At 72.3% G+C, this 24,176-nt stretch carries 23 protein-coding genes; 10 read left to right on the top strand and 13 right to left on the bottom strand.

Annotated elements, in window-relative coordinates:
* Nucleotides 1-40 precede the first annotated feature (40 nt).
* The gene (locus ACFY3I_RS21530) at nt 41-1,234 is read right to left on the bottom strand and encodes an argininosuccinate synthase (RefSeq protein WP_390862001.1); all 1,194 of its coding nucleotides are present in this window, start codon (nt 1,232-1,234) and stop codon (nt 41-43) included.
* Nucleotides 1,235-1,445: 211 nt separating this feature from the next.
* Here ACFY3I_RS21530 and ACFY3I_RS21525 point away from each other — a divergent pair, with 211 nt between their 5' ends.
* The 6 genes from ACFY3I_RS21525 (at nt 1,446) to ACFY3I_RS21500 (ending at nt 6,826) form a co-directional block, all read left to right on the top strand.
* Nucleotides 1,446-2,306: a hypothetical protein gene (locus ACFY3I_RS21525; RefSeq protein ID WP_390862000.1), complete on the top strand. Its 861-nt coding sequence runs from the start codon at nt 1,446-1,448 to the stop codon at nt 2,304-2,306.
* 143 nt (nt 2,307-2,449) lie between these two features.
* Complete coding sequence (locus ACFY3I_RS21520; protein ID WP_390861999.1) at nt 2,450-3,037, top strand: pyridoxamine 5'-phosphate oxidase family protein; 588 nt, start codon at nt 2,450-2,452, stop codon at nt 3,035-3,037.
* 3 nt (nt 3,038-3,040) lie between these two features.
* Complete coding sequence (locus tag ACFY3I_RS21515; protein WP_390861998.1) at nt 3,041-3,745, top strand: L,D-transpeptidase; 705 nt, start codon at nt 3,041-3,043, stop codon at nt 3,743-3,745.
* Nucleotides 3,746-3,827: 82 nt separating this feature from the next.
* Nucleotides 3,828-5,210 (top strand): ferredoxin reductase family protein, encoded by a 1,383-nt coding sequence (locus ACFY3I_RS21510; RefSeq protein WP_365293378.1) that lies wholly within the window; start codon nt 3,828-3,830, stop codon nt 5,208-5,210.
* A gap of 43 nt (nt 5,211-5,253) precedes the next feature.
* Nucleotides 5,254-6,033 (top strand): FMN-binding protein, encoded by a 780-nt coding sequence (locus ACFY3I_RS21505; protein WP_390861997.1) that lies wholly within the window; start codon nt 5,254-5,256, stop codon nt 6,031-6,033.
* Between the two features lie 52 nt (nt 6,034-6,085).
* The gene (locus ACFY3I_RS21500) at nt 6,086-6,826 is read left to right on the top strand and encodes an FAD:protein FMN transferase (RefSeq protein ID WP_390862172.1); all 741 of its coding nucleotides are present in this window, start codon (nt 6,086-6,088) and stop codon (nt 6,824-6,826) included.
* A 251-nt stretch (nt 6,827-7,077) separates the two neighbouring features.
* Here the strand turns inward: ACFY3I_RS21500 and ACFY3I_RS21495 are convergent, their stop codons facing one another.
* From ACFY3I_RS21495 to argC, 5 genes are read right to left on the bottom strand one after another with little or no spacing between them, the layout of a single operon-like run.
* On the bottom strand, nt 7,078-7,623 hold the full coding sequence (locus tag ACFY3I_RS21495) for an arginine repressor (protein WP_365293384.1): 546 nt from the start codon (nt 7,621-7,623) through the stop codon (nt 7,078-7,080).
* Between the two features lie 7 nt (nt 7,624-7,630).
* Nucleotides 7,631-8,827: an acetylornithine transaminase gene (locus ACFY3I_RS21490; RefSeq protein WP_390861996.1), complete on the bottom strand. Its 1,197-nt coding sequence runs from the start codon at nt 8,825-8,827 to the stop codon at nt 7,631-7,633.
* Nucleotides 8,824-9,732: an acetylglutamate kinase gene (argB, locus tag ACFY3I_RS21485; protein WP_365293386.1), complete on the bottom strand. Its 909-nt coding sequence runs from the start codon at nt 9,730-9,732 to the stop codon at nt 8,824-8,826. Before argB ends, ACFY3I_RS21490 begins: the two co-directional genes overlap by 4 nt.
* Nucleotides 9,729-10,880 carry a bifunctional glutamate N-acetyltransferase/amino-acid acetyltransferase ArgJ gene (gene argJ / locus ACFY3I_RS21480; protein ID WP_390861995.1) on the bottom strand — a complete coding sequence of 384 codons (1,152 nt, stop codon included), beginning with the start codon at nt 10,878-10,880 and terminating at the stop codon, nt 9,729-9,731. The genes argB and argJ overlap by 4 nt, the downstream gene beginning before the upstream one ends.
* Complete coding sequence (gene argC, locus ACFY3I_RS21475; RefSeq protein WP_390861994.1) at nt 10,877-11,905, bottom strand: N-acetyl-gamma-glutamyl-phosphate reductase; 1,029 nt, start codon at nt 11,903-11,905, stop codon at nt 10,877-10,879. The genes argJ and argC overlap by 4 nt, the downstream gene beginning before the upstream one ends.
* A gap of 211 nt (nt 11,906-12,116) precedes the next feature.
* Here argC and ACFY3I_RS21470 point away from each other — a divergent pair, with 211 nt between their 5' ends.
* Nucleotides 12,117-14,132, top strand: coding sequence for a hypothetical protein (locus tag ACFY3I_RS21470; protein WP_390861993.1), 2,016 nt, complete (start codon nt 12,117-12,119; stop codon nt 14,130-14,132).
* Here the strand turns inward: ACFY3I_RS21470 and ACFY3I_RS21465 are convergent.
* From ACFY3I_RS21465 to ACFY3I_RS21450, 4 genes are all read right to left on the bottom strand, one after another.
* A complete protein-coding gene (locus ACFY3I_RS21465) occupies nt 14,104-14,517 on the bottom strand; it encodes a GtrA family protein (protein WP_390861992.1) in 414 nt (137 codons plus the stop codon). The two genes, ACFY3I_RS21470 and ACFY3I_RS21465, sit on opposite strands and share 29 nt — an antisense overlap.
* The gene (locus ACFY3I_RS21460) at nt 14,517-15,491 is read right to left on the bottom strand and encodes a glycosyltransferase family 2 protein (RefSeq protein WP_365293394.1); all 975 of its coding nucleotides are present in this window, start codon (nt 15,489-15,491) and stop codon (nt 14,517-14,519) included. The genes ACFY3I_RS21465 and ACFY3I_RS21460 overlap by 1 nt, the downstream gene beginning before the upstream one ends.
* A gap of 39 nt (nt 15,492-15,530) precedes the next feature.
* A complete protein-coding gene (locus ACFY3I_RS21455; RefSeq protein ID WP_390861991.1) occupies nt 15,531-18,149 on the bottom strand; it encodes a YfhO family protein in 2,619 nt (872 codons plus the stop codon).
* A gap of 197 nt (nt 18,150-18,346) precedes the next feature.
* Nucleotides 18,347-19,243 (bottom strand): DMT family transporter, encoded by an 897-nt coding sequence (locus tag ACFY3I_RS21450; protein ID WP_390861990.1) that lies wholly within the window; start codon nt 19,241-19,243, stop codon nt 18,347-18,349.
* A gap of 259 nt (nt 19,244-19,502) precedes the next feature.
* Here ACFY3I_RS21450 and ACFY3I_RS21445 point away from each other — a divergent pair, with 259 nt between their 5' ends.
* The gene (locus ACFY3I_RS21445; protein WP_390861989.1) at nt 19,503-19,955 is read left to right on the top strand and encodes a carboxymuconolactone decarboxylase family protein; all 453 of its coding nucleotides are present in this window, start codon (nt 19,503-19,505) and stop codon (nt 19,953-19,955) included.
* A 91-nt stretch (nt 19,956-20,046) separates the two neighbouring features.
* On the top strand, nt 20,047-20,490 hold the full coding sequence (locus ACFY3I_RS21440; protein WP_390862170.1) for a DUF6314 family protein: 444 nt from the start codon (nt 20,047-20,049) through the stop codon (nt 20,488-20,490).
* Here ACFY3I_RS21440 and ACFY3I_RS21435 read toward each other — a convergent pair.
* The 3 genes from ACFY3I_RS21435 to ACFY3I_RS21425 all read right to left on the bottom strand — a co-directional run bounded on the left by ACFY3I_RS21435 (nt 20,472) and on the right by ACFY3I_RS21425 (nt 23,223).
* The gene (locus ACFY3I_RS21435) at nt 20,472-21,065 is read right to left on the bottom strand and encodes a histidine phosphatase family protein (protein ID WP_390861988.1); all 594 of its coding nucleotides are present in this window, start codon (nt 21,063-21,065) and stop codon (nt 20,472-20,474) included. The two genes, ACFY3I_RS21440 and ACFY3I_RS21435, sit on opposite strands and share 19 nt — an antisense overlap.
* A gap of 116 nt (nt 21,066-21,181) precedes the next feature.
* Nucleotides 21,182-21,628, bottom strand: coding sequence for a GNAT family N-acetyltransferase (locus ACFY3I_RS21430; protein WP_390861987.1), 447 nt, complete (start codon nt 21,626-21,628; stop codon nt 21,182-21,184).
* Nucleotides 21,629-21,783: 155 nt separating this feature from the next.
* Nucleotides 21,784-23,223 (bottom strand): PLP-dependent aminotransferase family protein, encoded by a 1,440-nt coding sequence (locus tag ACFY3I_RS21425; protein ID WP_390861986.1) that lies wholly within the window; start codon nt 23,221-23,223, stop codon nt 21,784-21,786.
* On the opposite strand from ACFY3I_RS21425, the gene ACFY3I_RS21420 reads away from it, so the two are divergent.
* Entirely contained in the window at nt 23,222-24,166 is a 945-nt protein-coding gene (locus tag ACFY3I_RS21420; RefSeq protein ID WP_390861985.1) for a DMT family transporter, read from the top strand. The two genes, ACFY3I_RS21425 and ACFY3I_RS21420, sit on opposite strands and share 2 nt — an antisense overlap.
* Nucleotides 24,167-24,176 lie beyond the last annotated feature (10 nt).

The following is a 24,176-nucleotide window of genomic DNA, read 5'->3' as shown; positions in this document are numbered from 1 at the left end:
TCCCCGGCCATGAACGGGGAGGCGGTCGTCACGCTACTGGTTACGACTGGTCCCGCTTGGACGCGATCTTCGACGACAGGCTGTAGATGTCGATGAAGCCCTTGGCCGCGGCCTGGTCGAAGGTGTCGCCGGTGTTGTAGGTGGCGAGGTTGAAGTCGTAGAGGGAGGAGTCGGACCGGCGGCCGGTGACGACCGCCCGGCCGCCCTGGAGCGTCATCCGGATGTCACCGGTGACGTGCCGGTTCGCCTCGTCGACGAAGCCGTCCAGGGCGCGCTTGAGCGGCGAGAACCACTGGCCGTCGTAGACCAGTTCACCCCAGCGCTGCTCGACCTGCCGCTTGTAGCGGGCGAGTTCGCGCTCGACGGTGACGTTCTCCAGTTCCTGGTGCGCCGTGATGAGCGCGATGGCTCCCGGCGCCTCGTACACCTCACGGGACTTGATGCCGACCAGCCGGTCCTCGACCATGTCGATCCGTCCGACGCCCTGGGCGCCGGCCCGCTCGTTGAGCTCCTGGACGGCCTGGAGGACGGTGACCGGCCTGCCGTCGATCGCGACCGGGGCGCCGGCCTCGAAGGTGATGATCACCTCGTCGGGCTCACGCGGGGTCGCCGGGTTCTGCGTGTACTCGTAGATGTCCTCGATCGGGCCGTTCCAGATGTCTTCCAGGAAGCCGGTCTCGACGGCGCGGCCGAAGACGTTCTGGTCGATGGAGTACGGGGACTTCCTGGTGGTCGCGATCGGGAGGTTCCTCGCCTCGCAGAAGGCGATCGCCCTGTCCCGGGTCATCGCGTAGTCGCGGACCGGGGCGATGCAGGTCAGGTCGGGGGCGAGGGCGACGATGCCGGCCTCGAAGCGGACCTGGTCGTTGCCCTTGCCGGTGCAGCCGTGGGCGACCGTGGTGGCGCCGTGCATGCGGGCGGCGGCGACCAGGTGCTTGACGATCGCCGGCCTGGAAAGGGCGGAGACCAGTGGATAGCGGTCCATGTAGAGGGCGTTGGCCTTGACCGCGGGGAGGCAGTACTCCTCGGCGAACTCGTCCCTGGCGTCGGCGACCTCGGCCTCGACCGCGCCGCAGGCCAGGGCGCGCTTGCGGATGGCATCCAGGTCCTCGCCGCCCTGGCCGACGTCCACCGCGACGGCGATGACCTCGGCGCCCGTCTCCTCGGCGATCCAGCCGACGGCGACGGAGGTGTCCAGCCCGCCGGAGTAGGCGAGTACGACGCGCTCGGTCATGGGTCCCTCCTCCCGTACATCCCCTGCCATGCATGATTATGCAGAGGTCCGCATGATTCGTCAATTCATCGCCCCTCCACCGGAAGGAAACCCGGGCGGAGGCGGAGATCCGTGAAAGCGGTCTGAACAAACGAAACCGCTTTCTCGTACCCATGCCTGAACGCCGGCGCCGCGTCTGTAAACCCTCCTCCGACCCAAGCGAGGCAACCGCATGTCCAGGGCTCTCCCGAAGTACAGCAAGCGTCGCGTGGCACTCGTCGGCGGCGCCGCCGCCGTGGCACTGTCCGGTGCGGTCGTCGCCGGTTCGGCCCTCGCCGGTACGCCCGACCAGAGCAGCGGCACGAACGACGCGCGCACGCTCGCCGCCGCACCCGGCACCATCGGCTGCCCCGACGTCGCCTCACGGCTGCCGGCCGTCCCCGCCTCCGCGCGGGCAGAGGTCGACCGCAACCTCACCCTGCTCCAGACCCAGATCGCCGAGGCGAACAAGCGACTGGCCGACACCGTCGGCCAGGGCGGACCGAACTTCGTGAACAACGCGATCCTCGGCCCCCTCAAGGACAAGCGGGTGGCGACCGTCAACCGGATCGCGACGGCGATCGGCCGCACGGCCGCCAAGCCGACCGGCCTGGACGCGCTGGCGCCGTGCACCCTGAACGCCGCCGGTACCGCCGCAGGCGCCGGCACCGGCACCACGACGGGCACGGCCTCGGCCGCGCCGAGCACCGCGGCCACCCAGCAGCAGTCGACCGGCGGCACCGGCACGAGCGGTTCCGCGGTGGGCACGATCAGCTGCCCCGACGTCGCCTCACGGCTGCCGGCCGTCCCCGCCTCCGCGCGGGCAGAGGTCGACCGCAACCTCACCCTGCTCCAGACCCAGATCGCCGAGGCGAACAAGCGACTGGCCGACACCGTCGGCCAGGGCGGACCGAACTTCGTGAACAACGCGATCCTCGGCCCCCTCGCGGACAAGCGGAAGTCCACCGTCGACCGGATCGCGATCGCCATCGGCCGCACCTCGGCCAAGCCGGCCGGCCTCGACTCCCTGGCCGCCTGCACGCTCACCGAGTGACGTGACAGGCAGCTGTGGCCGCCCCGTGAACAGCGCCGGCCGGGGCGGCCACAGTGGAGTCCGGACACCCCGCGCCCACCCGGTGCGTCCGGATGCCGGAATCACCCGGACGTCCGGCCCGCACGCGCCGATAATCGCCCGGTATGGGAAAGACCTATGAGCGCATCGACGGCAGACTCCGCACGTTCATCGAGGAACAGCCCCTGTTCTTCACCGCCACCGCCCCGCTCGCCGGGGACGGCACGGTCAACCTCTCCCCCAAGGGCCTCAAGGGCTCCTTCGCGGTGCTCGACGAACGCACCGTGGCCTACCTGGACTTCGCGGGCTCCAACGCCGAGACCATCGCCCACCTGCGGGAGAACGGCCGCATCACCCTGATGTGGTGCGCGTTCCAGGGCCCGCCGAACATCGTGCGGGTGCACGGCCGCGGCGAGCCGGTCTTCCGCGACGACCCGGACTTCCCCGCGCTGCTGACCCGTTTCCCCGGCATCGACCCCACCCCGCACGGCCTGCGCGCGATCATCGTCGTGCACGCCGAACTGGTCCGGGACACCTGCGGCTACGCCGTCCCCCGGATGGCGTACGACACCGACCGCGACCTGCACGCGCGTCGCTTCGCGCGGGAGGACGACGCGTCGCTGAACGCGTACTTCGAGAAGAAGGAGCACATCGCGGTGAGCCTGGACGGCCTACCCGGGCTGCCGTTGCCGCTGCCTCCGTCTACCGTCTGAGCCATGCGCCCAGGCCTCGCCGTCGCCCTCGCCTCCGCGTCCCTGATGCTGCTCGGCGCCGCGCCGGGCGACGGGGACACCGCACCGCTGCCCGCCCGGCTGGCCGACACGGGCGGCGGCGACCAGCTGATCACCGCCGAGGCACCCGCCCTCGACTCCACCTCGGGCACACTGACCTGGTGGGACCGCCGGGACGGGCAGTGGACGAAGGCGGGTTCGGCCCCCGCCAGGTTCGGCGCCAGGGGCCTGGTCGAGGGTGCCGCCCGGCAGCAGGGCACGAACACCACTCCGACCGGGCTGTACGACCTCCCGTTCGGGTTCGGCATCCAGCCCGCACCCGCGGGGACGTCCGTCGACTACCGCCCGGTCAAGGCCGATTCGTGGTGGTGCGAGGACAACGACTCCACCTCCTACAACCGTTGGGTCGAGCCGCTGCCCGCCGACTGCCGGTCCGCCGAATCGGAGAAACTGTCGTCGTACACCACGCAGTACACGTACGCGCTGGTCATCGGCTTCAACTACGAACGGCCCGTGCGAGGGCGCGGCGCCGGAATCTTCCTGCACGTCAACGGGCAAGGTGCCACGGCCGGTTGCGTCTCCGTGCCGTCGGACGCCATGCAGGAGATCCTGCGCTGGGCGAATCCGGCCAGGGCCCCGCACATCGCCATCGGGACCGCGAGCGGCGACACGGCGATCACCCGGTACTGAAGCGGAACTCCGCAGGTCTCTGAACACTCGGGCGGTACGGCACGTATCTGTGGGCCAAGGGTCAAGTCCCCACGGAGGAACCGTGACCACCACGCTCGCAGGCGGACGTGCCGCCCGACGACAGACGATGCGCCGCATCCGCCCGCGCCGCTCCCCGGCCGTACCGCTGCTGCTCGCCGTATGGGCGGGCGCCGCGGCCGTGCTGTGGCTGTGGTGGCACAACACCCCGTCCATCGCGGACCAGAACGGCAAGATCCTCAACGCCGGCCGCATCACCGGGCTGCTGGCCGGATACCTGATGGCCCTGGTCGTCCTCCAGATGGCCCGGGTGCCCGCGCTGGAGCGCCGGGTCGGCTCCGACCGTGTCGCCCGCTGGCACGCGATGAGCGGCCGGTACACCCTCTCGCTGGTCGTCGCGCACGTCTTCCTCATCATGTGGGGCTATGCCCTGCAGGCCGGCAAGACGCTGAACGACATCGTCCAGCAGACCATCGACTCCATCAACCAGTTGCCCGACATGGGCAAGGCGGCGATCGGCACGGGCCTGTTCGTGGTCATCGGCCTCACGTCGATCGGCCCGGTGCGGCGCAGGATGCCGTACGACACCTGGTACCACGTGCATCTGCTCACCTACGCGGCGGTGTTCCTGACCTTCTGGCACCAGATCACCACCGGCAACGACTTCGCCCTCACCCCGGTGGCCAAGACGTTCTGGTACGGCCTGTACGGCATCGTCACCGCGCTGGTCGTCTGGTACCGGATCTTCACCCCGATCCGGCTCAACCTGCGCCACCGGATGCGGGTCGAGGCGGTCATCGAGGAGACGCCGGGCATCGTGTCGGTGCTGATCGGCGGCCGCAAACTGCACCGGATGGGCGCCGAGGCCGGGCAGTTCTTCCGCTGGCGGTTCATGGCTCCCGGGATGCGCTTCAGTTCGCATCCGTACTCGCTGTCCGCGGCGCCCCGCCCGGACATGCTGCGGATCACCGTGAAGGCGATCGGCGACCACAGCGCGCGGCTGCGCGAACTGCGGCCCGGGACGAAGGTGTGGGCCGAGGGGCCGTACGGGGCGATGACCGCCTCCCGGCGCAGCCGCGGCAAGGTCCTGCTGGTGGCGGGCGGCGTCGGGATCACGCCCATGCGCGCGCTGTTCGAGACGCTGCCCGGCGCCGCCGGTGACCTGACCCTGCTGTACCGGGCCAACACCACGCAGGACCTGGCCCTCTGGGACGAGCTGGCCAAGATCGCCAACGAGCGCGGGGCCCGGCTGATGTACGCGGTCAACAGCCCGGAGGGCGAGCGGCCGGACATCTCCGCGGAGAACCTCCAGCGGAAGATCCCGGACATCGTCGACCACGACGTCTTCATGTGCGGCCCGCCCGGGTTCGCGCAGGGTGTGTACGAGGCGCTGCGCGGCGCGGGGGTTCCCGCCCGCCGCATCCATCACGAGTCGTTCGAGATGTGAGCGACGGGACCACGGAATCCACGGAATCGGGAGTTCGGAAACGATGAGGAAGAGCCACCCCGTCAGGCGTGTGGTGCTGGCCACCGCGGCGACGGTGTCCGGTGTCGTGCTGCTGCTGTCGCTCAAGCCGTCCGCCGACCCGGCGTCCGCGGCGGCGGGCGCCGCCCCCTCGGCCGCGGCGGCGGGGCAGGAGTCGCCGCAGGGCGGCACCGGGGCCGCCGGCGCCACCACCGTCACCGGTGACGCGACCCAGACCCAGTACGGGGTCGTGCAGGTGCGGCTGACCGTCGCGAACGGCAGGATCACCCAGGCCGAGGCGGTCCAGGCGCCCAAGGGCGGCACCAGCGACCAGAAGACCGCGCTCTCCGTGCCGAAGCTCAACCAGGAGGCGGTGGCCGCGCAGAGCGCGAACATCGACGCGGTCTCCGGCGCGACCTACACCAGCAACGGCTACAAGCAGTCGCTGCAGTCGGCGCTGGACAGGATGAAGGCCGCGGGCGGCTCCGGTGCGTCCGGGTCCTCCTCCTCGTCCGGCTCCGCGCAGGCGCAGGCCAAGACGGTGACCGGGCAGGTCGCGCAGACCCAGTACGGGCCGGTGCAGGTCAGGATCACCGTCTCCGGCGGGAAGATCACCAGGGCGGAGGCCGTCCAGGCGCCCAGCGGCGGCACCAGCGACCAGAAGACCGCGCTCTCCGTGCCGAAGCTCAACCAGGAGGCGGTGGCGGCCGGAAGCGCGAACATCGACTCCGTCTCCGGGGCCACCTACACCAGCACCGGCTACAAGCAGTCGCTGCAGTCGGCACTGGACCAGGCCGGTGACTGAGACGGTGGCCGACGCGGAGGCGCCCGCCACGGTGCGTCATGCGGAGGAGGTCATGGGGACGGTCTTCTCCTTCGACGTCCGCGGCGGGGATCCGGTGGCCGTGCGGGCGGCTCTCGCCGAGTCGGTCGCCGGACTGCACCGGGTCGACGCGGTGTTCAGCACCTACCGCGAGGACAGCCAGGTGTCCCGGCTGGCGCGGGAGGAGGTCGGCCTCGCGGAGTGCGACGCCGAGGTGGCCGAGGTGCTGGAGCTGGCGGCCGAGGCGCAACGGCTGAGCGACGGCTGGTTCAGCACCCGCTACCGGGGCGTCCTGGACCCCACCGGCATCGTCAAGGGCTGGTCCGTCGAACGGGCGGCGCGGGCGCTGACGGAGGTGGCCGGGGTGACCGGGGTGAGCGTCAACGGGGGCGGTGACGTCCAGATGTACGGCGCGCCCGAGCCGACGCGGGCGTGGCGGGTGGGCATCGCCGATCCGTTGCGGCCGGGCGGACTGGCCGCGGTGATCACGGCGGCCGGTGTGGACGAGCTGGCGGTGGCCACGTCGGGTACGGCGGAGCGGGGCGCCCATATCGTCGACCCGCGGACCGGGAAGTCGGCGGTGACCGACCTGGTGGCGGTGACGGTGGTGGGTCCGCGGCTGACGTGGGCGGACTGCTGGGCCACGGCGGCGTTCGCGATGGGTTCGCGGGCGGGGCTGGCCTGGCTGGAGTCCCTGCCGGGCGTCGAAGGTCTGCTGATCACGGCCGGCGACGAGGTCCGCTGCACCGGCGGCCTGGCCTCGCGTCTGGGCTGAGACGGGGCGGTGGGAGGCACGACTGCCCCCCGGCTCGACAGCGCCCCGTCAGGGGCGCGGGGAACTGCGCGACCAGCCACGATCCACGCACAGCCGCCGACGCTCCCCCGGACCGCTCGGTCACCGGCCGTTTCGCGGGCCCCGTCAGGGGCGCGGGGAACTGCGCGACCAGCCACGATCCACGCACAGCCGCCGACGCTCCCCGGCGCTCCCCTCGTACCGCGCTCCGTCGGCCTGGGCGGCCCCGCCGCTCAGTGGCCGTTCTGAGCCAGCCGCAGCAGATGGTCGGCCAGGGCCTGACCTCCCGTCGGGTTGCGGCTGATCAGGAGCAGCGTGTCGTCGCCCGCGATCGTCCCGAGGATGTCCTGCAGCTCCGCCTGGTCGATCGCGGAGGCGAGGAACTGCGCCGCCCCCGGCGGGGTCCGCAGGACCACCAGGTTCGCCGACGCCTCCGCCGAGATCAGGAGCTCCTGCGACAGGCGCCGCATCCGCTCCTCCTTCGCCGACTCCCCGAGCGGTGCCCTCGGGGTGCGGAACCCGCCCTCGCTCGGCACGGCGTAGATGAGTTCGCCGTCGGTGTTGCGGATCTTCACCGCGTTCAGCTCGTCGAGGTCCCGGGAGAGCGTCGCCTGGGTGACCGTCAGCCCGTCGTCGGCGAGCAGCTTCGCGAGCTGGCTCTGCGACCGCACCGGCTGCCGGTTGAGGATGTCCACGATCCGGCGGTGCCGGGCGGTCCGGGTCTGCGGTACCGCGGGCCCCGCCCCGCCGGACTGGTCGAACTCCTGCGCCTGGCTCATCGTCGTCTCATTCTCCGGATCGTCCGTCCCCGCTCGCTGCGTCGAGGATGCCGGGCAGGGCCCGCAGCAGCGCGTCCACCTCGTCGTCGCGAAGGTTCAGCGGGGGCATCAGCCGTACGACGTCCGGGGCGGGCGCGTTCACCAGGAACCCGGCCTCCTGAGCCGCCTGCTGCGCCTGGGCTGCCAGCGGCTCGGTGAGCACGATACCCAGGAGGAGACCCGCGCCCCGGACATAATCGATCAGCCGGTGGCCGAGACCCTCGATTCCGTCCCGCAATCTCTCGCTCTGCCGCTTGACGTTCTCCAGCAACCCCTCGTTCTCGATGGTGTCGAGAACGGCGAGGCCGGCGGCGCAGGCGACCGGGTTGCCGCCGAAGGTGGTGCCGTGGTGGCCGGGCCGGAGCAGGTCGGCGGCGCGGCCGAACGCCACCGTCGCGCCGAGCGGCAGGCCGCCGCCGAGCTGCTTGGCGAGGGTGACGACGTCGGGCAGCACGCCCTCGTGCGCCTGGTACTCGAACCAGGTGCCGGTGCGGCCGACGCCGGTCTGCACCTCGTCCAGGACGAGCAGCGCGCCGGTGGCGGCGGTGATCGCGCGGGCCGCCTTGAGATAGCCGGCCGGAGGGACGACCACGCCGTTCTCGCCCTGCACGGGCTCGATGACGACGAGGGCGGTCTCCTCGGTGACGGCGGCGGCCAGCGCCTGCGCGTCGCCGTAGGGCACGTGGGTGACGTCGGCGGGCAGCGGCCGGAACGGCTCCTGCTTGGCGGGCTGCCCGGTGAGCGCGAGGGCGCCCATGGTCCGGCCGTGGAAGCCGCCCTCGGTGGCGACCATGTGGGTGCGCCCGGTGAGCCTGCCGATCTTGAAGGCGGCCTCGTTGGCCTCGGCTCCGGAGTTGCAGAAGAAGACCCTGCCCTCCCGGCCGAAGAGCTGGAGCAGCCGTTCGGCGAGGGCGACGGTGGGCTCGGCCATGAAGAAGTTGGAGATGTGGCCGAGGGACGCGATCTGCCGGGTCACCGCCTCGACGACCGCCGGGTGGGCGTGGCCGAGCGCGTTGGTGGCGATCCCGCCGACGAAGTCGTGGTACTCCCGGTCCTCGGCGTCCCAGACCCTGACGCCCTCGCCGCGTACCAGGGGCAGCCGGGGCGTGCCGTAGTTGTCCATGAGCGCGCCCTGCCAGCGCGCGGTCAGTTCCTGGTTGCTCACGGCTGTTTCCCCTCCTGCGCGTCCGGCACGACCATCGTGCCGATGCCCTCGTCCGTGAAGATCTCCAGCAGGATCGAGTGCTGGACCCGGCCGTCGATGACGCGGGCGGTGGTGACGCCGTTGCGCACGGCGTGCAGGCAGCCCTCCATCTTGGGCACCATGCCGGAACTCAGGTCCGGCAGCAGTTTCTCCAGCTGGGAGGCGGTGAGGCGGCTGATCACCTCGTCGGAGTGCGGCCAGTCCTCGTAGAGGCCCTCGACGTCGGTGAGGACCATGAGGGTTTCGGCGCCCAGAGCAGCAGCGAGTGCCGCAGCCGCCGTATCAGCATTGACGTTGTAGACATGTCCGTCGTCCTGGGAGCGGGCGATCGAGGAGACGACCGGGATCCGGCCGTCGGCGAGCAGGGCCTCGATGGCCCCCGTGTCGATCGCGGTGATCTCGCCGACCCGCCCGATGTCGACGCGTTCGCCGTCGATCTCGGGCGTGTGCTTGGTGGCGGTGATGGTGTGGGCGTCCTCGCCGGTCAGTCCGACGGCGAGCGGTCCGTGCTGGTTGAGCAGGTTGACCAGCTCGCGCTGGACCTGCCCGGCCAGCACCATCCGTACGACGTCCATGGCGTCCTCGGTGGTGACCCTTAGGCCGGCCTTGAACTCGCTGACGATGCCGTGCCGGTCGAGGGCGGCGCTGATCTGCGGGCCGCCGCCGTGCACGACGACCGGCTTGAGTCCGGCGTGGTGCAGGAAGACGACGTCCTGGGCGAAGGCGGCCTTCAGCTCCTCGTCGATCATGGCGTTGCCGCCGAACTTGATGACGACGGTCTTCCCGTTGTGCCGGGTCAGCCAGGGCAGCGCCTCGATGAGGGTCTGGGCCTTGGGCAGCGCGGTGTGCTTTCGCGTGGTGCTCATGACGAGTAGGCGCTGTTCTCGTGGACGTAGTCGGCGGTCAGGTCGTTGGTCCAGATGGTGGCGGTCTCGGTGCCGGCCGCCAGGTCGGCGACGATGTGCACCTCGCGGTAGCGCATGTCGACCTGGTCGCGGTCCTCGCCGACCCCGCCGTCCTTGCAGACCCAGACGCCGTTGATGGCGACGTTGAGCCGGTCGGGCTCGAAGGCGGCCCGGGTCGTGCCGATCGCGGACAGGACGCGGCCCCAGTTGGGGTCCTCGCCGTGGATGGCGCACTTGAGGAGGTTGTTGCGGGCGATGGACCGGCCCACCTCGACGGCGTCGTCCTCGGAGGCGGCGTTGACCACCTCCACCTTGATGTCCTTGCTGGCGCCCTCGGCGTCCCGGATCAGCTGCTGCCCCAGGTCGTCGCAGACCTGCCGTACCGCCTCCGCGAACTCCTCGTACTCCGGGGTGGTCCCGGCGGATCCGGAGGCGAGCAGCAGCACGGTGTCGTTGGTGGACATGCAGCCGTCGGAGTCGACACGGTCGAAGGTGGTGCGGGTGGCGGCCCGGAGCGCCTTGTCGAGCACCTCGTCGTCGACGACGGCGTCCGTGGTGAGCACGACCAGCATGGTGGCGAGGCCGGGCGCGAGCATGCCGGCGCCCTTCGCCATCCCGCCGACGGTCCAGCCGTCCCCGGTCACCACGGACGTCTTGTGCACGGTGTCGGTGGTCTTGATGGCGATGGCGGCCTTCTCGCCGCCGTGTTCGGAGAGCCGCGCGGCGGCGGTCTCGACGCCGGGCAGCAGCTTGTCCATGGGCAGGAGCACGCCGATCAGGCCGGTCGAGCAGACGGCGATCTCGATGGCACCGCGCCCGAGCACCTCGGCGGCCTTCTCGGCCGTCGCGTGGCTGTCCTGGAAGCCCTTGGGGCCCGTACAGGCGTTGGCACCGCCGGAGTTGAGGACGACGGCCGAGACCTGGCCGCTCTTGAGCACCTGCTCGGACCACAGCACCGGCGCGGCCTTCACACGGTTGGAGGTGAAGACGCCCGCGGCGGCACGGCGGGGCCCGTTGTTGACCACGAGGGCCAGGTCCGGGTTGCCGTTCTCCTTGATCCCGGCGGCGATGCCCGCGGCCGTGAATCCCTTCGCTGCCGTCACGCTCACGGCGCAACTCCGATCGTGGTCAGCCCGGTGGTCTCGGGGAGACCCAGGGCGAGGTTCATGCTCTGGACGGCACCGCCGGCGGTGCCCTTGGTCAGGTTGTCGATGGCGCTGATCGCGATGATGCGGCCGACGGCGTCGTCGTACGCGACCTGCACCTGAACGGCGTTGGAACCGTAGACGGACGCCGTGGCGGGCCACCGGCCCTCGGGGAGCAGATGGACGAAGGGCTCGTCGGCGTAGGCCTTCTCGTAGGCGCTCCGGACGGACTCGGCCGTCACTCCGGGCTTCGCCGCGACGCTGCAGGTGGCGAGGATGCCCCGGGGCATCGGCGCGAGGGTCGGCGTGAAGGAGACGGCGACCCGCTCCCCCGCCGCCGCGCTGAGGTTCTGGATCATCTCGGGGGTGTGCCGGTGGCCGCCGCCGACGCCGTAGGGGGTCATGGAGCCCATGACCTCGCTGCCCAGCAGGTGCGGCTTGGCCGCCTTGCCCGCGCCGGAGGTGCCGGAGGCGGCGACGATCACCGCCTCGGGGCCGGCGATCCGGGCCGCGTAGGCCGGGTAGAGGGCGAGGGAGACGGCGGTCGGGTAGCAACCGGGTACCGCGATGCGCTTGGACCCCTCCAGCACGGCGCGGGCACCCGGCAGTTCGGGGAGGCCGTAGGGCCAGGTGCCGGCGTGCGGGGAGCCGTAGAAGCGTTCCCAGTCGGCCGGGTCCTTCAGGCGGAAGTCGGCGCCCATGTCGACGACGAGGACGTCCGGGCCGAGCTGTTCGGCGACGGCGGCGGACTGGCCGTGCGGGAGTGCGAGGAAGACGACGTCATGACCGGCGAGGGCCTCGGTGGTCGTCTCCGCCAGCACCCGGTCGGCCAGTGGCAGCAGGTGCGGCTGGAGCGCGCCCAGCCGCTGCCCGGCGTTGGAGTTGCCGGTCAGGGCACCGATCTCGACCTCGGGGTGGGCGAGGAGCAGCCGCAGGACCTCTCCGCCCGCGTATCCGCTCGCTCCGGCAACCGCCGCACGTACCGCCATGTCCATCCTCCTCTGGATGGCATGACTATACGGTCCGATGCACTTTTATGCAATGGGCCGGTCCGCCACGGCCCCGGGCGCACGGCGGCATCCCGATGATGCCCACGCGGCGGCAAGGGAGAACGTCCTCCCCGTGCCCTTCCGGTGTCCTCTCCGTGACAGGGAATGCGAAGAATGGATCCGGACCGGCGGACGAGATCACGGGGTGGGTATGACGGACGCGATCCTGAGGGTGCTCGACGCCATGCCGTGGGGGCACCTGGAATCCGGCCGCGAGGAGCGCCTGACCGAGGAGATGCGACGCGCCCTGCTGCACCTGAGGGACAGGGGCACAGCGGCGACGGAGGAGGACAGCGACGCCCTCTACACGCACATCGCGCCGCGCCACGGGGGCATGACGTCCGCCTCGACGGCTGCCCTGCCGTACATCGTCGCCCTTGCCGGCGATCCCGGGGTGGGCGCCCGGAACTGGATCGTGCAGCTGCTGGTGTACCTGTCCGGGACGGCGGCCTCGCCGGAACCCGACGGCGTGGACCCGGGATGGCACGAGATGTGGCGACGCCTGCGTCCGGCGTTGCCGACACTGCTCGCGGACCCCGATCCCGCGGTACGCAGGGAGGCCCTGCCCCTCGCGGACGGGATCGACTCGCTGCTGGAACGGTGGGACACCGAGACGGATCCGACGGTGCGACTGCCTCTGCTGCTCGCGCTGGGTGCCGCCGCGTCGGACTCGGGCGAGGCCGCGGGGCGGGTGCGCGCCGTGGTGCGGGAGGTGCTGCGCACCGGTCCCGACGTCCTGCGGGTCGCGGCCGTGCACGCCTGGGCCGCCTTCGACGCCCTGGCGCCGGTCCGCGAGCTGGATCTGCTGGTGGAGGTCCTGTCCGATACGTCCGCGCGTCCCCGGTTCGAGGACATCTGGTACGCGCCGAACGTCGACGACGCCTACAGCCGTACCGACCTGGTCTGGTCGACGGCCACGCTGTTCGAGGACATGCCCGCCACCGCGCTGCGCTTCGTCCTGCGGCTCGTCGGCGCCGCGCGCCGGACGGGCGACTCGCCCCTGTGCGCGGCCGCGCTGGACGAGGCCTGGCGGCTGCTGGTGGTCCGCCCGTCCACGGCCTCCGAACTGCTGCCCCTCGCGGGCGAGCTGCTCGCGGACCCGGACGCCGGTGTGCGGTACCGGGCGGCCCATCTGCTGGCCGTCCTGGGAGTACGGGCGGCTCCCTACGCCGACGGGCTGGCCGCGCTCCTGGACGATCCCGGCGAGGCCGGGTTCCTGGACGGCACCGTCGGCGAACACGCCCGCTGGGCGCTCACGCGCATCGGTGACCCCCGCGCCATGCCGGAACTGATCGAGCGGCTCTACGAGCCCTACCGGGGCCAGTACTCCCGCTCGTACACCATGGGCGAGCCACGCCGCCCGGAGGAATGGGAGGTACTGACCCCGCTGCGGGCAGACGCGGAGGTCCTGCTGCCTCCGATACGCGCGCTACTGCGTGAGGACGGCGCGGACGGTCCGCTCACCGGTACCTTCCTCAAGGTCCTGAAGGCCTGGGGACCGGCCGCGGCGCCCGCCCTGCCGGAGGTGGCGGCCCTGGTGAACGAGACCCGTCACTCGCTGGAAGCGGTCGACGCCCTGGCGGCCATGGGCCCGGCCGCGGCGGGCGCCGAGCCCGCCGTGCGCGCTTGCACGGTTCTGGAGCATCCCGGCAAGCTCAGGAGACTGGCATGGGCCGCCTGGCGTCTGGGCGGCGACCGGGACACGGCACTGCGGCTCGTCGGCGAGGCGGCGCTGTCCGGGGACTGGTACTACGCCACCGTCGACCTCCTCGGCGACTTCGGCCCGGCGGCCCTGCCGTACGCCGGCCCGGTTCGACAGCTCATGGCCGACTCCGGCACTCGTCCCTGGGCCGAGCGGGACGCGGCGGTCGCCCTGTGGTCGATCACGGGCGAGGCGGAGCCGAGCCTGTCCGTCCTGGAGAAGCAGGTGCTGTCCGCCGCCACCGATGACGAGTCCCACGTCGGCCTCCTTCCGGCACTGCGTGCGATCACCCGCATCGGCACGGTCCCACCGGCCGTGCGGGCCGCCCTGCACGGACTGCGCGAGACCGACCGGCGGCTGTCTCCCTACCGGGACTACCGCGCGTTCCTGGAGGACGAGGAGGTCCGGTCCGTGATCGACGAGGCGCTCGCCCTGCCTACGCCGCCTCCACCTTCGGCAGCATGACCCACCGCGACACCACGAAGGTCACCGGAATCGCCGCCGCGGATGCCATCAGCGGGGCGAACCGGCTGCCGGCGTGGAGCACGTCGACGATCACGTACACCCCCACCGTGGTGATCACGAAATTGGTGGCATTGGTCAGCGGGAACAGCAGGAATTTACGCCAGGTGGGCCGAATTCGGTAAGTGAACTTCGCATTGAGAAAGAACGAACCGATCATGCTCAGCAAAAACGCGAGACTGTGCGCGACGAGATACGGCACGTACATGAGGAACAGCAGGTACAGGCCGTAGTACGTCGCCGTGTTGATGACCCCGATCACCGCGAAGGTGATGATCTGGCCCGATATCGGGCGGGTGGGGCCGGTGGTCGCTGGGGCGTTCGGCATCAGGGGATGAGGTCCTTCGTCGTGCCGCGGGTGCGGTCGTCCGTTCGGTGCACGTTCGTCGCCTTCACCAGGAAGTGCGGACGCCCCTTGACCTCGTAGTAGATCCGGCCGGTGTACTCGCCGATGACCCCGAGCATGATCATCTGTACGCCGGCCAGGGCGGTGACGGCTGTAATGATGGTGACATAGCCCGGCGTCTGGACGCCGTTGATCATCGCCCCGCCCACGATCCACGCCGTGTACACGCCGGCCAGGGCCAGCAGGGTCATGCCGAGGTAGAGCGCGGCGCGCAGCGGACGGTTGTTGAAGGAGAGCAGCCCGTCGAGACCGTAGTTGAGCAGGCTCCGGAACGACCAGGAGCTGGAGCCGTGTTCGCGCACCGCGTTCTCGTACTCGAAGGTGGTGCTGGGGAAGCCGACCCAGGCGAACAGGCCCTTGGAGAACCTGTTGTACTCGGTCAGGTCCACGATCGCGTCCACCACCCGGCGCGACATCAGCCGGAAGTCGCCCACGCCGTCGACGAGTTCGACGTCGACGAGCCGGTTGATGAGCCGGTAGTAGAGGCGGGCCGTCAGGGTGCGGGTGAAGCGGTCGCCCTGCCGGGTGCGTTTGGCGATGACCTGGTCGTAGCCCTCGCCGCGCAGTTCGACCATGCGCTTGATGAGCGACGGCGGGTGCTGGAGGTCGGCGTCCATGACGATCACGGCGTCGCCGGTGGCGTGCTTCAGGCCGGCCAGCAGGGCGGCCTCCTTGCCGAAGTTGCGGCTGAAGGAGACGTACCGGACCCGCGCGTCGCCCTCGGCGATCCGGCTCAGCAGCGCCAGCGTCCGGTCACGGCTGCCGTCGTCGACGTACACGAACTCCATGTCGTGGCCGAGCGGCAGCAGTTCGTTGGCGATCTTCTGGACCTGCTCGTGGAAGCGTTCTATGACGTCTTCCTCGTTGTAACAGGGCGCGACGATGGATATCAGCATTGGGATTCTCCCCCTGGGGACGGTTCAGTCGGGGACGGGTCAGTGAGCGGTGGTCGTACGCGTGCCGGAGCGGACGGCGGTTCTGCGGCGTACGGCGGAGAGGGTGCCGAGCAGGATCAGGGTCAGCAGCGAGGCGCCGCCCACGGCTGTGCCAAGGCGCAGCCCGGGTGGGTGGAACGTGCAGGTCAGGCTGGTGGCGGAGGCACCCAGCGGGACGGCGATCAGGCCGTGGAACTCGCCCGCCGCGACCTCGTCGCCGCCGGTGGAACAGCGCCAGCCGGCGATCCGGGGCGCGGCCACGACCGCGGTTCCGGTGCTGCCGGCGGGAAGCCGGGCGTGCAGGGTGCCGTCGGACACGGTCACCCGGGTGGCGCCGGTCGCCTTCAGCTGCTGGACGGCGGCGCGCAGCCTCGCGGTGTCGAGGCAGCCGACGGCGCCCTGCGCCGGGACCCGGGCGAGCCGGTTGGGCGTCAGGTCGATCCGCGCCTGCCCCGAGGCGCGGACCGTGCCGAGCGGCTGCATCGCGGCGATCTTCGTGCCCTCGGCGTCCGACCGGTAGAGCTGCTGCGCACCGCCGGCCAGCTGCGCGGTACCGGAGTAGTGCGGCGCCCACAGGAACGCCTCGTCGCCGGCCTGGCAGCGCGCGGTGAGCGTGCGGGCTCCGTCGACCAGCAGCCCGCGCCTCTCGTCGCCCTTGCGGTCACCGCTGAGGGTGGTGGCGGGCAGCGTGTAGACGCGGGTGCCCAGCAGGAGCTCCTGGTTGCGGTACGGCGAGGGGCCGAAGCCGGCCGGCGTGGTGCGCGGCGCGGCCGGCCGCACGGTCACCAGCGGGGGGACGTCCGCACGGGTGACGGTCGACGGGCCACCGCCCTGGGGCAGCCACTTCTGGTGCGGGTCCGGCGGGTTGTGCACCCGGGCGCCCACCGAGAACACCGCGTCGGTGACCGGGTTGTCGAGGCTCTGCAGGCTGCGGCCGCGCGAGGTCCAGCCGCCGCCGACCGCGGTGAGGGTACGGCTGAGGACGTCGGAGGTGAGGCTGCTGTAGTACTGGGAGCCCTGGCCGCCCACCATCATCGGGTCGTTGGCGACGGTCTGGTCGCGGCCGGGTTCGGTGCGGTACTTCGGCCAGGCGTCGGCCTCGGCCACGGCGTCCGCCTCCCGCTGCTGGCGGTCTCCCCAGGTCGCGTAGTCGTCCATCTGGTTGAGGCGCGAGTGGGTGGCCACGGCGGAGGTGGCGGCGGCCTCGCCGAACTGGGCGCCGATCAGCAGCACCGCGGCGAGTCCGGCGAGGACGGGACGGCCGCCCTCGACCGTCAGGAGCGCCAGTCCGCCGAGGGCGCCGGCGACGGCGAGAAGCACCACCGGCCAGGTGTGATGGTGGTGCTGCTGGGTCAGGGTGCTGCGGCCGGCCACGACAGCGATCAGGGCCAGCAGCACGGCGGCCGCGCCCAGGGCCCGCCGGTCCGGCAGCCCGTGGGCCAGGGCCTGCCAGGCCGCCATGACCAGCAGGCCGCAGAAGACGAAGGCCTGCCGGTAGGAGCTGCCGTTCGGGGCGGCGAAGCCGTGCCAGGCCAGACTGGTCGGCGCCCACTGCAGGGACAGGCCCACGGCGAGCACCAGCACGGTCCAGCCCGCCCGCACCCGGACCGGGACCCCGCGGTGGAAGGGCAGCGCCAGCGCGAGCACCAGCGCGGTGATGCCGACGTAGAGGGCCGGTGAGCTGTAGCTGTAGGTGGTCGGCAGCAGCCGGGCCAACAGGTCGTCGGCGCCGACCGGGGCGAAGTGGCCCTCACGGCCCGGGTAGGCGTGCTTGGTGCCGGAGTAGACGACGATCACCAGTGGCGCGGCGAGGCCGACGCCGAGCCCGACGACGGCCGCCGCCCGCCCGATCACCGCCGGCACGCGGCGCCGGGGCTCCTCGGCGAGCACCAGCCGGAGCACCAGCACCAGGGCGGCGCCGAGGGTGGCCATGTAGGCGGTGTAGAAGTTGGCGGTCCAGGCGAGCGTGACCACCAGCACGCCGAGCAGCGGGCGGCGGCCCGCCATGACCCACTCCCCGACCAGGCAGAGCAGGGGCAGTGCGATCAGCCCGTCCAGCCACATCGGGTTGAAGGAGGCGAGCGCGAGGCTCCAGCCGCACAGGGCGTAGGAGGCGCCCAGGATCCCGGCCCCCCACCATCGGCCGCGGCGCAGGACGAGCAGCAGCCAGGCCATGGCGGCCCCGGCCACCGCCGTCTTCAGCACGGTGATCACGTACACCGCGAGGTCGATCTCGTCGCGCGGGAACACCCCGACCAGCAGGGCGAACGGGCTGCTGACATAGGTGCCGATGTCGGGCAGGAAGCTGGAGCCGTAGCCGGACTGCCAGTTGAAGAGGACACCGCCGTCGGCCCGGCCGTGCAGCAGGTCCCACAGGTGGGCGTGGAACGGCACGTACTGGTTGCCGAGGTCGTTGACGTCGCGGGTGTGGGAGCCGAAGGGGTAGCTGCGGGCCATCACGTCGGCGGCGCAGAGCGCGACGGTGGTGAGGAGCGCCGCGAGCAGGGCGGCCGCCCGGCGCGGGCCGGCGTCCGGCCGGCGCGCGGGTCCGGTCTCCCGCTCTTCGCCCCCCGCCGGTTTCACCCCCTGTTCGTGCCCGGTCAGGGTTGTGCGATTCATGGTGTGCGGCCCCCAGAGAAATACGTTGGGGGTGTTACTCCCCGCTGGTCGGTGATTCGCCGACTTAGACGGGTAGAAGTTCCTGATGGTTGTGCTTCGGCTGTGAAGTAATAAATCGAATTCCGAATCCGCGTGCGTTTCGGAAAGAATTCGCGACGTCAAAAGAAACTGGATATTTCAGGAAGGTGTTCTTCTGGTTAACGCGCCTGTGGGACGCCCGTGTCCGCATGATCGGGGGACGGTGCGGGCACTGCCGGAGCGCCGGGCGCGCGCTGGGCGCGTTCGACGGATTGGCCCCAGTACGTCCCGGTGACGATGAGCGCGGCTCCCAGCACGGCGAGCGCGGTGAGGCGTTCGCCGCCGAGGCAGACGCCGGCCAGGAGCGCCCACACCGGTTCGGTCCCCAGCAGCAGACTGGCCCGGGTCGCGGAGGTGCGCTGGACCGCCCAGGTCTGGGCGAGGAACGCGCACAGGCCGCAGCCGAGAGCGAGGTAGACCAGCTCGGCCCAGGTGACGGGACCGGTCCGGGCGAGCGCCGGCAAGCCGGGAGCCGCGGGCAGGAGGAAGAGGACCGCGCCGACGGCCGTCTGCACCGCCGTCAGCGGGAACGGGCGCACGGCCCGGACCGCGGTCACCCGCCCCACCAGCACCACATGACCGGCCCGGACCACCGCGGCCGCGAGCATCAGCAGGTCTCCGGCACCGGGGGCGCGCAGCCCGTTGCCCGACACCAGCAGTCCGACACCGGCGACGCACACGCCGACCGCCAGGAAGAACCTTCCCGGCAGCCGCCCGCGGTCCAGCACCGGGGTGAGGACGATGGTCAGACTGATGATCAGCCCCGCGTTCCCGGCGGTGGTGTGGGCGACCCCGAACGTCTCCAGGACGAGGACGGCGGCCTGGGTGACGCCGAGGAGCGTGCCGTAGCGCCGCTCGTCCCGGGTGAGGGGGCCGGACCGGCCCAGCGCGACGAGGCAGACGACGGCGCCGACGGCGTAGCGCAGGAAGAGGACGATCAGCACGGGGAGGGCGTCCGTGGCCGTCTTCGCCGTCAGGTAGCTGGAGCCCCAGACGACGGCGAGAGCCAGGAGCACCCCAACTGCGGGCGGCGGCGCGGACCGTCCGCGGCGCCGGCTGACCACGCCGCCGGCCCGGCCTGGAGCGCGCTCACGGCCTAAGGGCTGTCCCGTAATCCCCGGTGGGTCGGCGCACGGCGTCGGATGCGGTGCGTCGCAAGGCGGAGGGTCGCCCTCATACCGGGCGTATCCGGGCGACCCCGACAACGCTGCGAGGTGCCGTAGCCGTCGTCGTGCGCCCGCCGGGGATTACGGGACAGCCCTTAGCGTGCTCCCCATGGACTCACGAGCTGACACGAACGAGAGCACCACCCGTGACGAGCGTTTCGCCCGCGGCCTGGAGGTCATGGGCCAGGTCGACGGAGGGCTCGGCGAGCGGGTCCTGGACTCGCTGGCCGACATCAGCCCCGAGCTGGGCCACCAGGTCGTCGCCTGGGGCTTCGGCGAGATCTACGCCCGGCCGGAGCTGGCGGCCAGGGACCGGCAGCTGGTCACCCTGGGGATGCTCACCGCGCTGGGTGGCTGCGAACCCCAGCTGGAGGTGCACGTCAACTTCTCCCTGAACGCGGGACTCACGCCCCAGGAGATCGTCGAGGCGCTGCTGCACTCGGCCGGGTACTGCGGGTTCCCGAAGGCGCTCAACGCGACCATGGTGGCCAGGAAGGTCTTCGCCGAGCGCGGTCTGCTGCCGGTCGGGGAGCCGCCCGCGCCGGGGACGGCCTCCGCCTGATCCGCGCGGGGCGCCGGAGGCCGCCGGGGAGGCGGGGGCGACCGGGCGTCCGCGGCCGGGCGTAGGGTCGGCGGTCGGAGGAGGGATGACCGTGGACGAGTTCTGGCCGGTGGCCGACGTGCTGGCCCATCTGGCGGGGCGCTGGCGGGCCGAGCGGACCGTGGTGGACCTGGCGAGCGGTGACGAGGGGCGGTTCGAGGGGGCCACGGTCTTTCGGCCGCTGGACGGAGGCGGGCTGCTGCACGCGGAGTCCGGGACGTTCACCTGGCACGGGGTGGCCCGGCCGGCCGAGCGGACGCTGCGGTTCCTGCCGGGACCGCGCACGGGAACGGCGGACGTCCGGTTCGCCGACGGGCGGCCCTTCCACGACCTCGACCTGTCCTCGGGCCGGTACGTCGCCGACCACCCGTGCGCGGCCGACCTCTACCGGGGCGAGTTCACCGTCCGGGACGCCGACCGCTGGCGGACGCTGTGGCGGGTCGGCGGCCCGGCCAAGGACCTGGTCCTGACCACCGACTACGAGCGCGAGGCCTGAGCCGGCGACACGTCGAACCGCAGGTTCCAGCGGCCGCCGTGACCCGTCACCGTGGTCGTCGACAGGGGCCGGACGTCGATGTTCCAGTACGTCGACGGCGGCACCTTGAGGGCGTAGACGAGGGCGGCCCGGATCACCGAGGGCTCCGCCACGGCGACGATGCGCCCCCCGTCGCCCACCGGGCGGGTGTCGAGCCAGCCGCCGACCCGGGAGATGAACGAGAGCAGCGACTCACCGCCGTGCGGGGTGGCGCGCGGGTCGGAGAGCCAGGTGTCCACCTGGTCCGGTTCCCTGGCCATCGCCTCCCCCAGCGTCAACCCGCGCCAGCGGCCCATGTCGCAGTCGCGCAGCGCGAGCTGGACCAGCGGGGCGTATCCCAGCCCCTCGCCGGTGGCGCGGCTGCGCGGAGTCGGCGAACAGTAGCGCAGCTCGGCCGCCGCGAGCGGTAGCAGGTCGGCGGCGACACGCTGCACCTCGTCCCAGCCCGCCTGGTCCAGGGGGCGGGCGTCCTCGAAGCGCTCCGCCAGCAGCGGTGAACTGCGCGCGGCCGCGACGAACGTGACCCGAAGTGACATGCGGCGATGGTGTGACGCTCAAGTGCGCAGGTCAAGGGCTCTTGATACGTGAATTACGTGAGGTGGGGGAAACGTTACCCAATGGTCAGGAGGTGTCCGACAAGTCAACCGGAATGTCACTTCGGCGCCTCGTAGTAGAGGGCCATCCACTGGTCCGGGTGTTCGAGCGGGGCGAATCCGAGCTTCTCGTAGACGCCGTGGGCGTCGTGCGTGGCCAGCAGCACCCGGCGCACGCCGTACGGCCGCAGGTGCTCGCGGATCGCCCCGACCAGCGCCGTGCCGACCCCCTTGCCGCGGACCGAGGGGTCGACGTACACGTCCGCGAGCCAGGCGAACAGCGCCTGGTCGGTCACCACGCGCGCGTACGCCACCTGCTCCCCGCCCGCCGTGTCGTACATCCCGAAGTTGAGGGAGCCCGCCATCGCCCGCCGGTGCTGGTCCAGCGGACGGCCGGTCGCCCAGTAGGCGTCGGTGGAAAGCCAGCGGTGGACGCGTTCGACGTCCACCCGGTCGGTGTCGGCGGAGAACTCGTAGCCCTCGGGGGGGCCGGGTGTGTCACTCATGCCGGGATCCTCGCCGGTCGGCCGCGCCGGCGTCGATCGGATTTCGCGGGCCGGATTTCGCGGGCCGGATCTCCCGGGTCGGTTCTCCCGGTCCGGATCTCGCGGTCCGGACCTTCCGGGCCGGATCCCGGGGATCGGGTCTGCCGGTCCGGTGGTCAGGATCCGAGGAGTTCGTCGCAGGCCGTCCGCAGCCGTCGTACCCCCTCCAGGAGTTCACCCGTCCCGGCGACCGCCGCGAAGCTGAGGCGGACGTGGGCGGCCGGGGCCTCGGCGCTGAAGTAGGGACGGCCCGGGGTGACGGCGACGCCCGCGCGCAGGGCGGCGGCGGTCAGGGTGCCGTCGTCGACGCCCTCGGGGAGGCGGAGCCAGAGGTGGTAGCCGCCGGACGGGACGTGCGGGAGGGCCAGTTCGGGGAGGTGCTGGGCGAGGGCGCCGGTGAGGGTGGACCGGCGGGTGTGCAGCGCGGCCGACAGGGCGCGCAGGTGGCGGGGCCAGGCCGGGGAGCCCACGAGTTCGAGTGCGGCCTCCTGGAGGGGCCGGGGGACGAAGAAGGTGTCGACGATCTGGATGGCGCGCAGCCGTTCCAGGACCGGTCCGCGGGCGGCCAGTGCGGCCACCCGGAAGCTCGGCGAGGTGGCCTTGGTCAGCGAGCCCACGTGGACCACGACCCCGTCGGGGTCGTCCGCGGCGAGCGGACGGGGCAGCGGGCCCGCGTCCGCGTGGACCAGCCGTCGCACGTAGTCGTCCTCGATCACGAACGCGCCGGCCGCACGGGCGATGCGGACCACCTCGGCGCGCCGGTCGGGGGCGAGGACGGCGCCGGTGGGGTTCTGGAAGAGGGGCTGGCAGACGAAGACCCGGGCACCGGTGGCGCGGAACGCGTCGGCGAGCAGGGCCGGCCGCACCCCGTCCGCGTCGACCGGGACCGGGACCGGGCGCAGTCCCGCGGCGCGGGCGACGGCCAGCATGCCGGGGTAGGTGGGGGACTCGACGAGGACCGGGGCACCGGGCGGGGCGAGCGCGCGCAGGGCGGTGGCGAGGGCGGACTGGCCGCCGTTGGCGATCAGCACCTCGGCGGCGGTGACCGCGCCGCCGATGTCCCGGGCGAACCACTCGCGCAGCTCCGGCAGCCCGTCCAGGGGCGGCCGGCCCCAGGCGCCGGGCCGCCGCCCGGCCCTCGCCAGGGCCGCCGCCATCGCGCGCTCCGGTTGCAGGGAGGCGTGCAGGTAGCCGCCGCTGAGTTCCAGTACGCCCGGGGGCGGGACGGCGAGGCAGACCGTGACCCCGGACGCGTCGACCGTGCGGGGTACGACGTCGAGGGCGCCGTCGGCGCTGAGCGCCACCTCCTGCCAGGAGGTGTCCCCCGCCGGCCCGGCCGCGGCCCGCGGCGGGGCCCGGAAGGCGCCGGCGCCGGGCCGGGTGACGACCAGCCCCTCCGCGACCAGCTGGGCAAGAGCCCGCGAGACCGTCACCGGGCTCACCCGGTACCGCTCCACGAGCGCCCGGCTCGACGGGAGCTTTCCTCCAGGTGAGTAGCGGTGAAGGTCCCGTCGCAGTCGTTCCGCCAGTTCATGGACACTGCTACGCTCTTGCATGAGAGCACAGAGTAGCGCTACCGCATCGAGTCGGATAGCGGTCGACCCCTCGCCGAGTGCCCCGGCCGTCCCGGCCGCCGTCGGGTCCCACCGGGCCGGCACCCTGCAGGCCGCCCTCGGGGTGGTCGCCTTCTCCCTCACCTTCCCGGCCACCGCCTGGGGCCTGGAGGGCTTCGGCCCCTGGGCGCTGGTGGCGGTGCGCAGCGTCCTGGCGGCGGCCCTGGCCGGCGGCTGCCTGCTGTTCCTGCGGGTACGGCCGCCCGAGCGCCGGCACTGGGCGGGGCTGGCGGTCGTCGCGGCCGGTGTGGTGCTCGGCTTCCCCCTGCTGACCACGCTCGCCCTGGAGACCTCCACCACCGCGCACGCGGCCGTCGTGGTGGGCCTGCTCCCGCTGACCACCGCGCTCTTCTCGGCCCTGCGCACGGGCGTGCGCCCCTCGCGCACCTTCTGGGCGGCGGCCCTGGCGGGCGCGGCGGCCGTGCTGGCGTTCACCGTCGCCCAGAGCGGCGGGGCGCTCACGACCGCCGACGGCTACCTCTTCGGGGCGCTCGTGGTGTGCGCCGCCGGGTACACCGAGGGCGGCCGCCTGGCCCGGGTCATGCCGGGCTGGCAGGTCATCGGCTGGGCGCTGGTGTGCTGTCTGCCGCTGACCGTGCCCGCCGCGGTGGTCGCGCTGTCGTACGAGCCGGTCCTCTGGAACGCGCACGGGGTGGCCGGTGTGCTGTGGGTGGCGGTGGGCTCGCAGTTCCTCGGCCTGGTGGTCTGGTACCGGGGCATGGCGGTCGTCGGCGTCCCGAAGGCCAGCCAGTTGCAGTTGGCCCAGCCGCTGCTCACACTGGTGTGGTCGGTGCTGCTGCTGGGCGAGCACCTCACCGCGGCCGCCCCACTCACGGCCGCCGCCGTGCTCGTGTGCATCGCCGTCACCCAACGATCGCGATCGTGAGGAGGCCCTG

Source organism: Streptomyces sp. NPDC001068, from assembly GCF_042897315.1.
In the GTDB taxonomy this organism is placed as follows: domain Bacteria; phylum Actinomycetota; class Actinomycetes; order Streptomycetales; family Streptomycetaceae; genus Streptomyces.
This window is presented reverse-complemented; position numbering and strand designations above follow the sequence as displayed.

Excerpts from the sequence above, each read along its gene's own strand:
- ACFY3I_RS21530 (WP_390862001.1), bottom strand. The coding sequence starts at position 1,234 with ATGACCGAGCGCGTCGTACTCGCCTACTCCGGCGGGCTGGACACCTCC.
- ACFY3I_RS21525 (WP_390862000.1), top strand. The coding sequence starts at position 1,446 with ATGTCCAGGGCTCTCCCGAAGTACAGCAAGCGTCGCGTGGCACTCGTC.
- ACFY3I_RS21520 (WP_390861999.1), top strand. The coding sequence starts at position 2,450 with ATGGGAAAGACCTATGAGCGCATCGACGGCAGACTCCGCACGTTCATC.
- ACFY3I_RS21515 (WP_390861998.1), top strand. The coding sequence starts at position 3,041 with ATGCGCCCAGGCCTCGCCGTCGCCCTCGCCTCCGCGTCCCTGATGCTG.
- ACFY3I_RS21505 (WP_390861997.1), top strand. The coding sequence starts at position 5,254 with ATGAGGAAGAGCCACCCCGTCAGGCGTGTGGTGCTGGCCACCGCGGCG.
- ACFY3I_RS21500 (WP_390862172.1), top strand. The coding sequence starts at position 6,086 with ATGGGGACGGTCTTCTCCTTCGACGTCCGCGGCGGGGATCCGGTGGCC.
- ACFY3I_RS21495 (WP_365293384.1), bottom strand. The coding sequence starts at position 7,623 with ATGAGCCAGGCGCAGGAGTTCGACCAGTCCGGCGGGGCGGGGCCCGCG.
- argB (WP_365293386.1), bottom strand. The coding sequence starts at position 9,732 with ATGAGCACCACGCGAAAGCACACCGCGCTGCCCAAGGCCCAGACCCTC.
- argC (WP_390861994.1), bottom strand. The coding sequence starts at position 11,905 with ATGGCGGTACGTGCGGCGGTTGCCGGAGCGAGCGGATACGCGGGCGGA.
- ACFY3I_RS21470 (WP_390861993.1), top strand. The coding sequence starts at position 12,117 with ATGACGGACGCGATCCTGAGGGTGCTCGACGCCATGCCGTGGGGGCAC.
- ACFY3I_RS21465 (WP_390861992.1), bottom strand. The coding sequence starts at position 14,517 with ATGCCGAACGCCCCAGCGACCACCGGCCCCACCCGCCCGATATCGGGC.
- ACFY3I_RS21460 (WP_365293394.1), bottom strand. The coding sequence starts at position 15,491 with ATGCTGATATCCATCGTCGCGCCCTGTTACAACGAGGAAGACGTCATA.
- ACFY3I_RS21455 (WP_390861991.1), bottom strand. The coding sequence starts at position 18,149 with ATGAATCGCACAACCCTGACCGGGCACGAACAGGGGGTGAAACCGGCG.
- ACFY3I_RS21445 (WP_390861989.1), top strand. The coding sequence starts at position 19,503 with ATGGACTCACGAGCTGACACGAACGAGAGCACCACCCGTGACGAGCGT.
- ACFY3I_RS21435 (WP_390861988.1), bottom strand. The coding sequence starts at position 21,065 with ATGTCACTTCGGGTCACGTTCGTCGCGGCCGCGCGCAGTTCACCGCTG.
- ACFY3I_RS21430 (WP_390861987.1), bottom strand. The coding sequence starts at position 21,628 with ATGAGTGACACACCCGGCCCCCCCGAGGGCTACGAGTTCTCCGCCGAC.
- ACFY3I_RS21420 (WP_390861985.1), top strand. The coding sequence starts at position 23,222 with ATGAGAGCACAGAGTAGCGCTACCGCATCGAGTCGGATAGCGGTCGAC.
- ACFY3I_RS21425 (WP_390861986.1), bottom strand. The coding sequence starts at position 23,223 with ATGCAAGAGCGTAGCAGTGTCCATGAACTGGCGGAACGACTGCGACGG.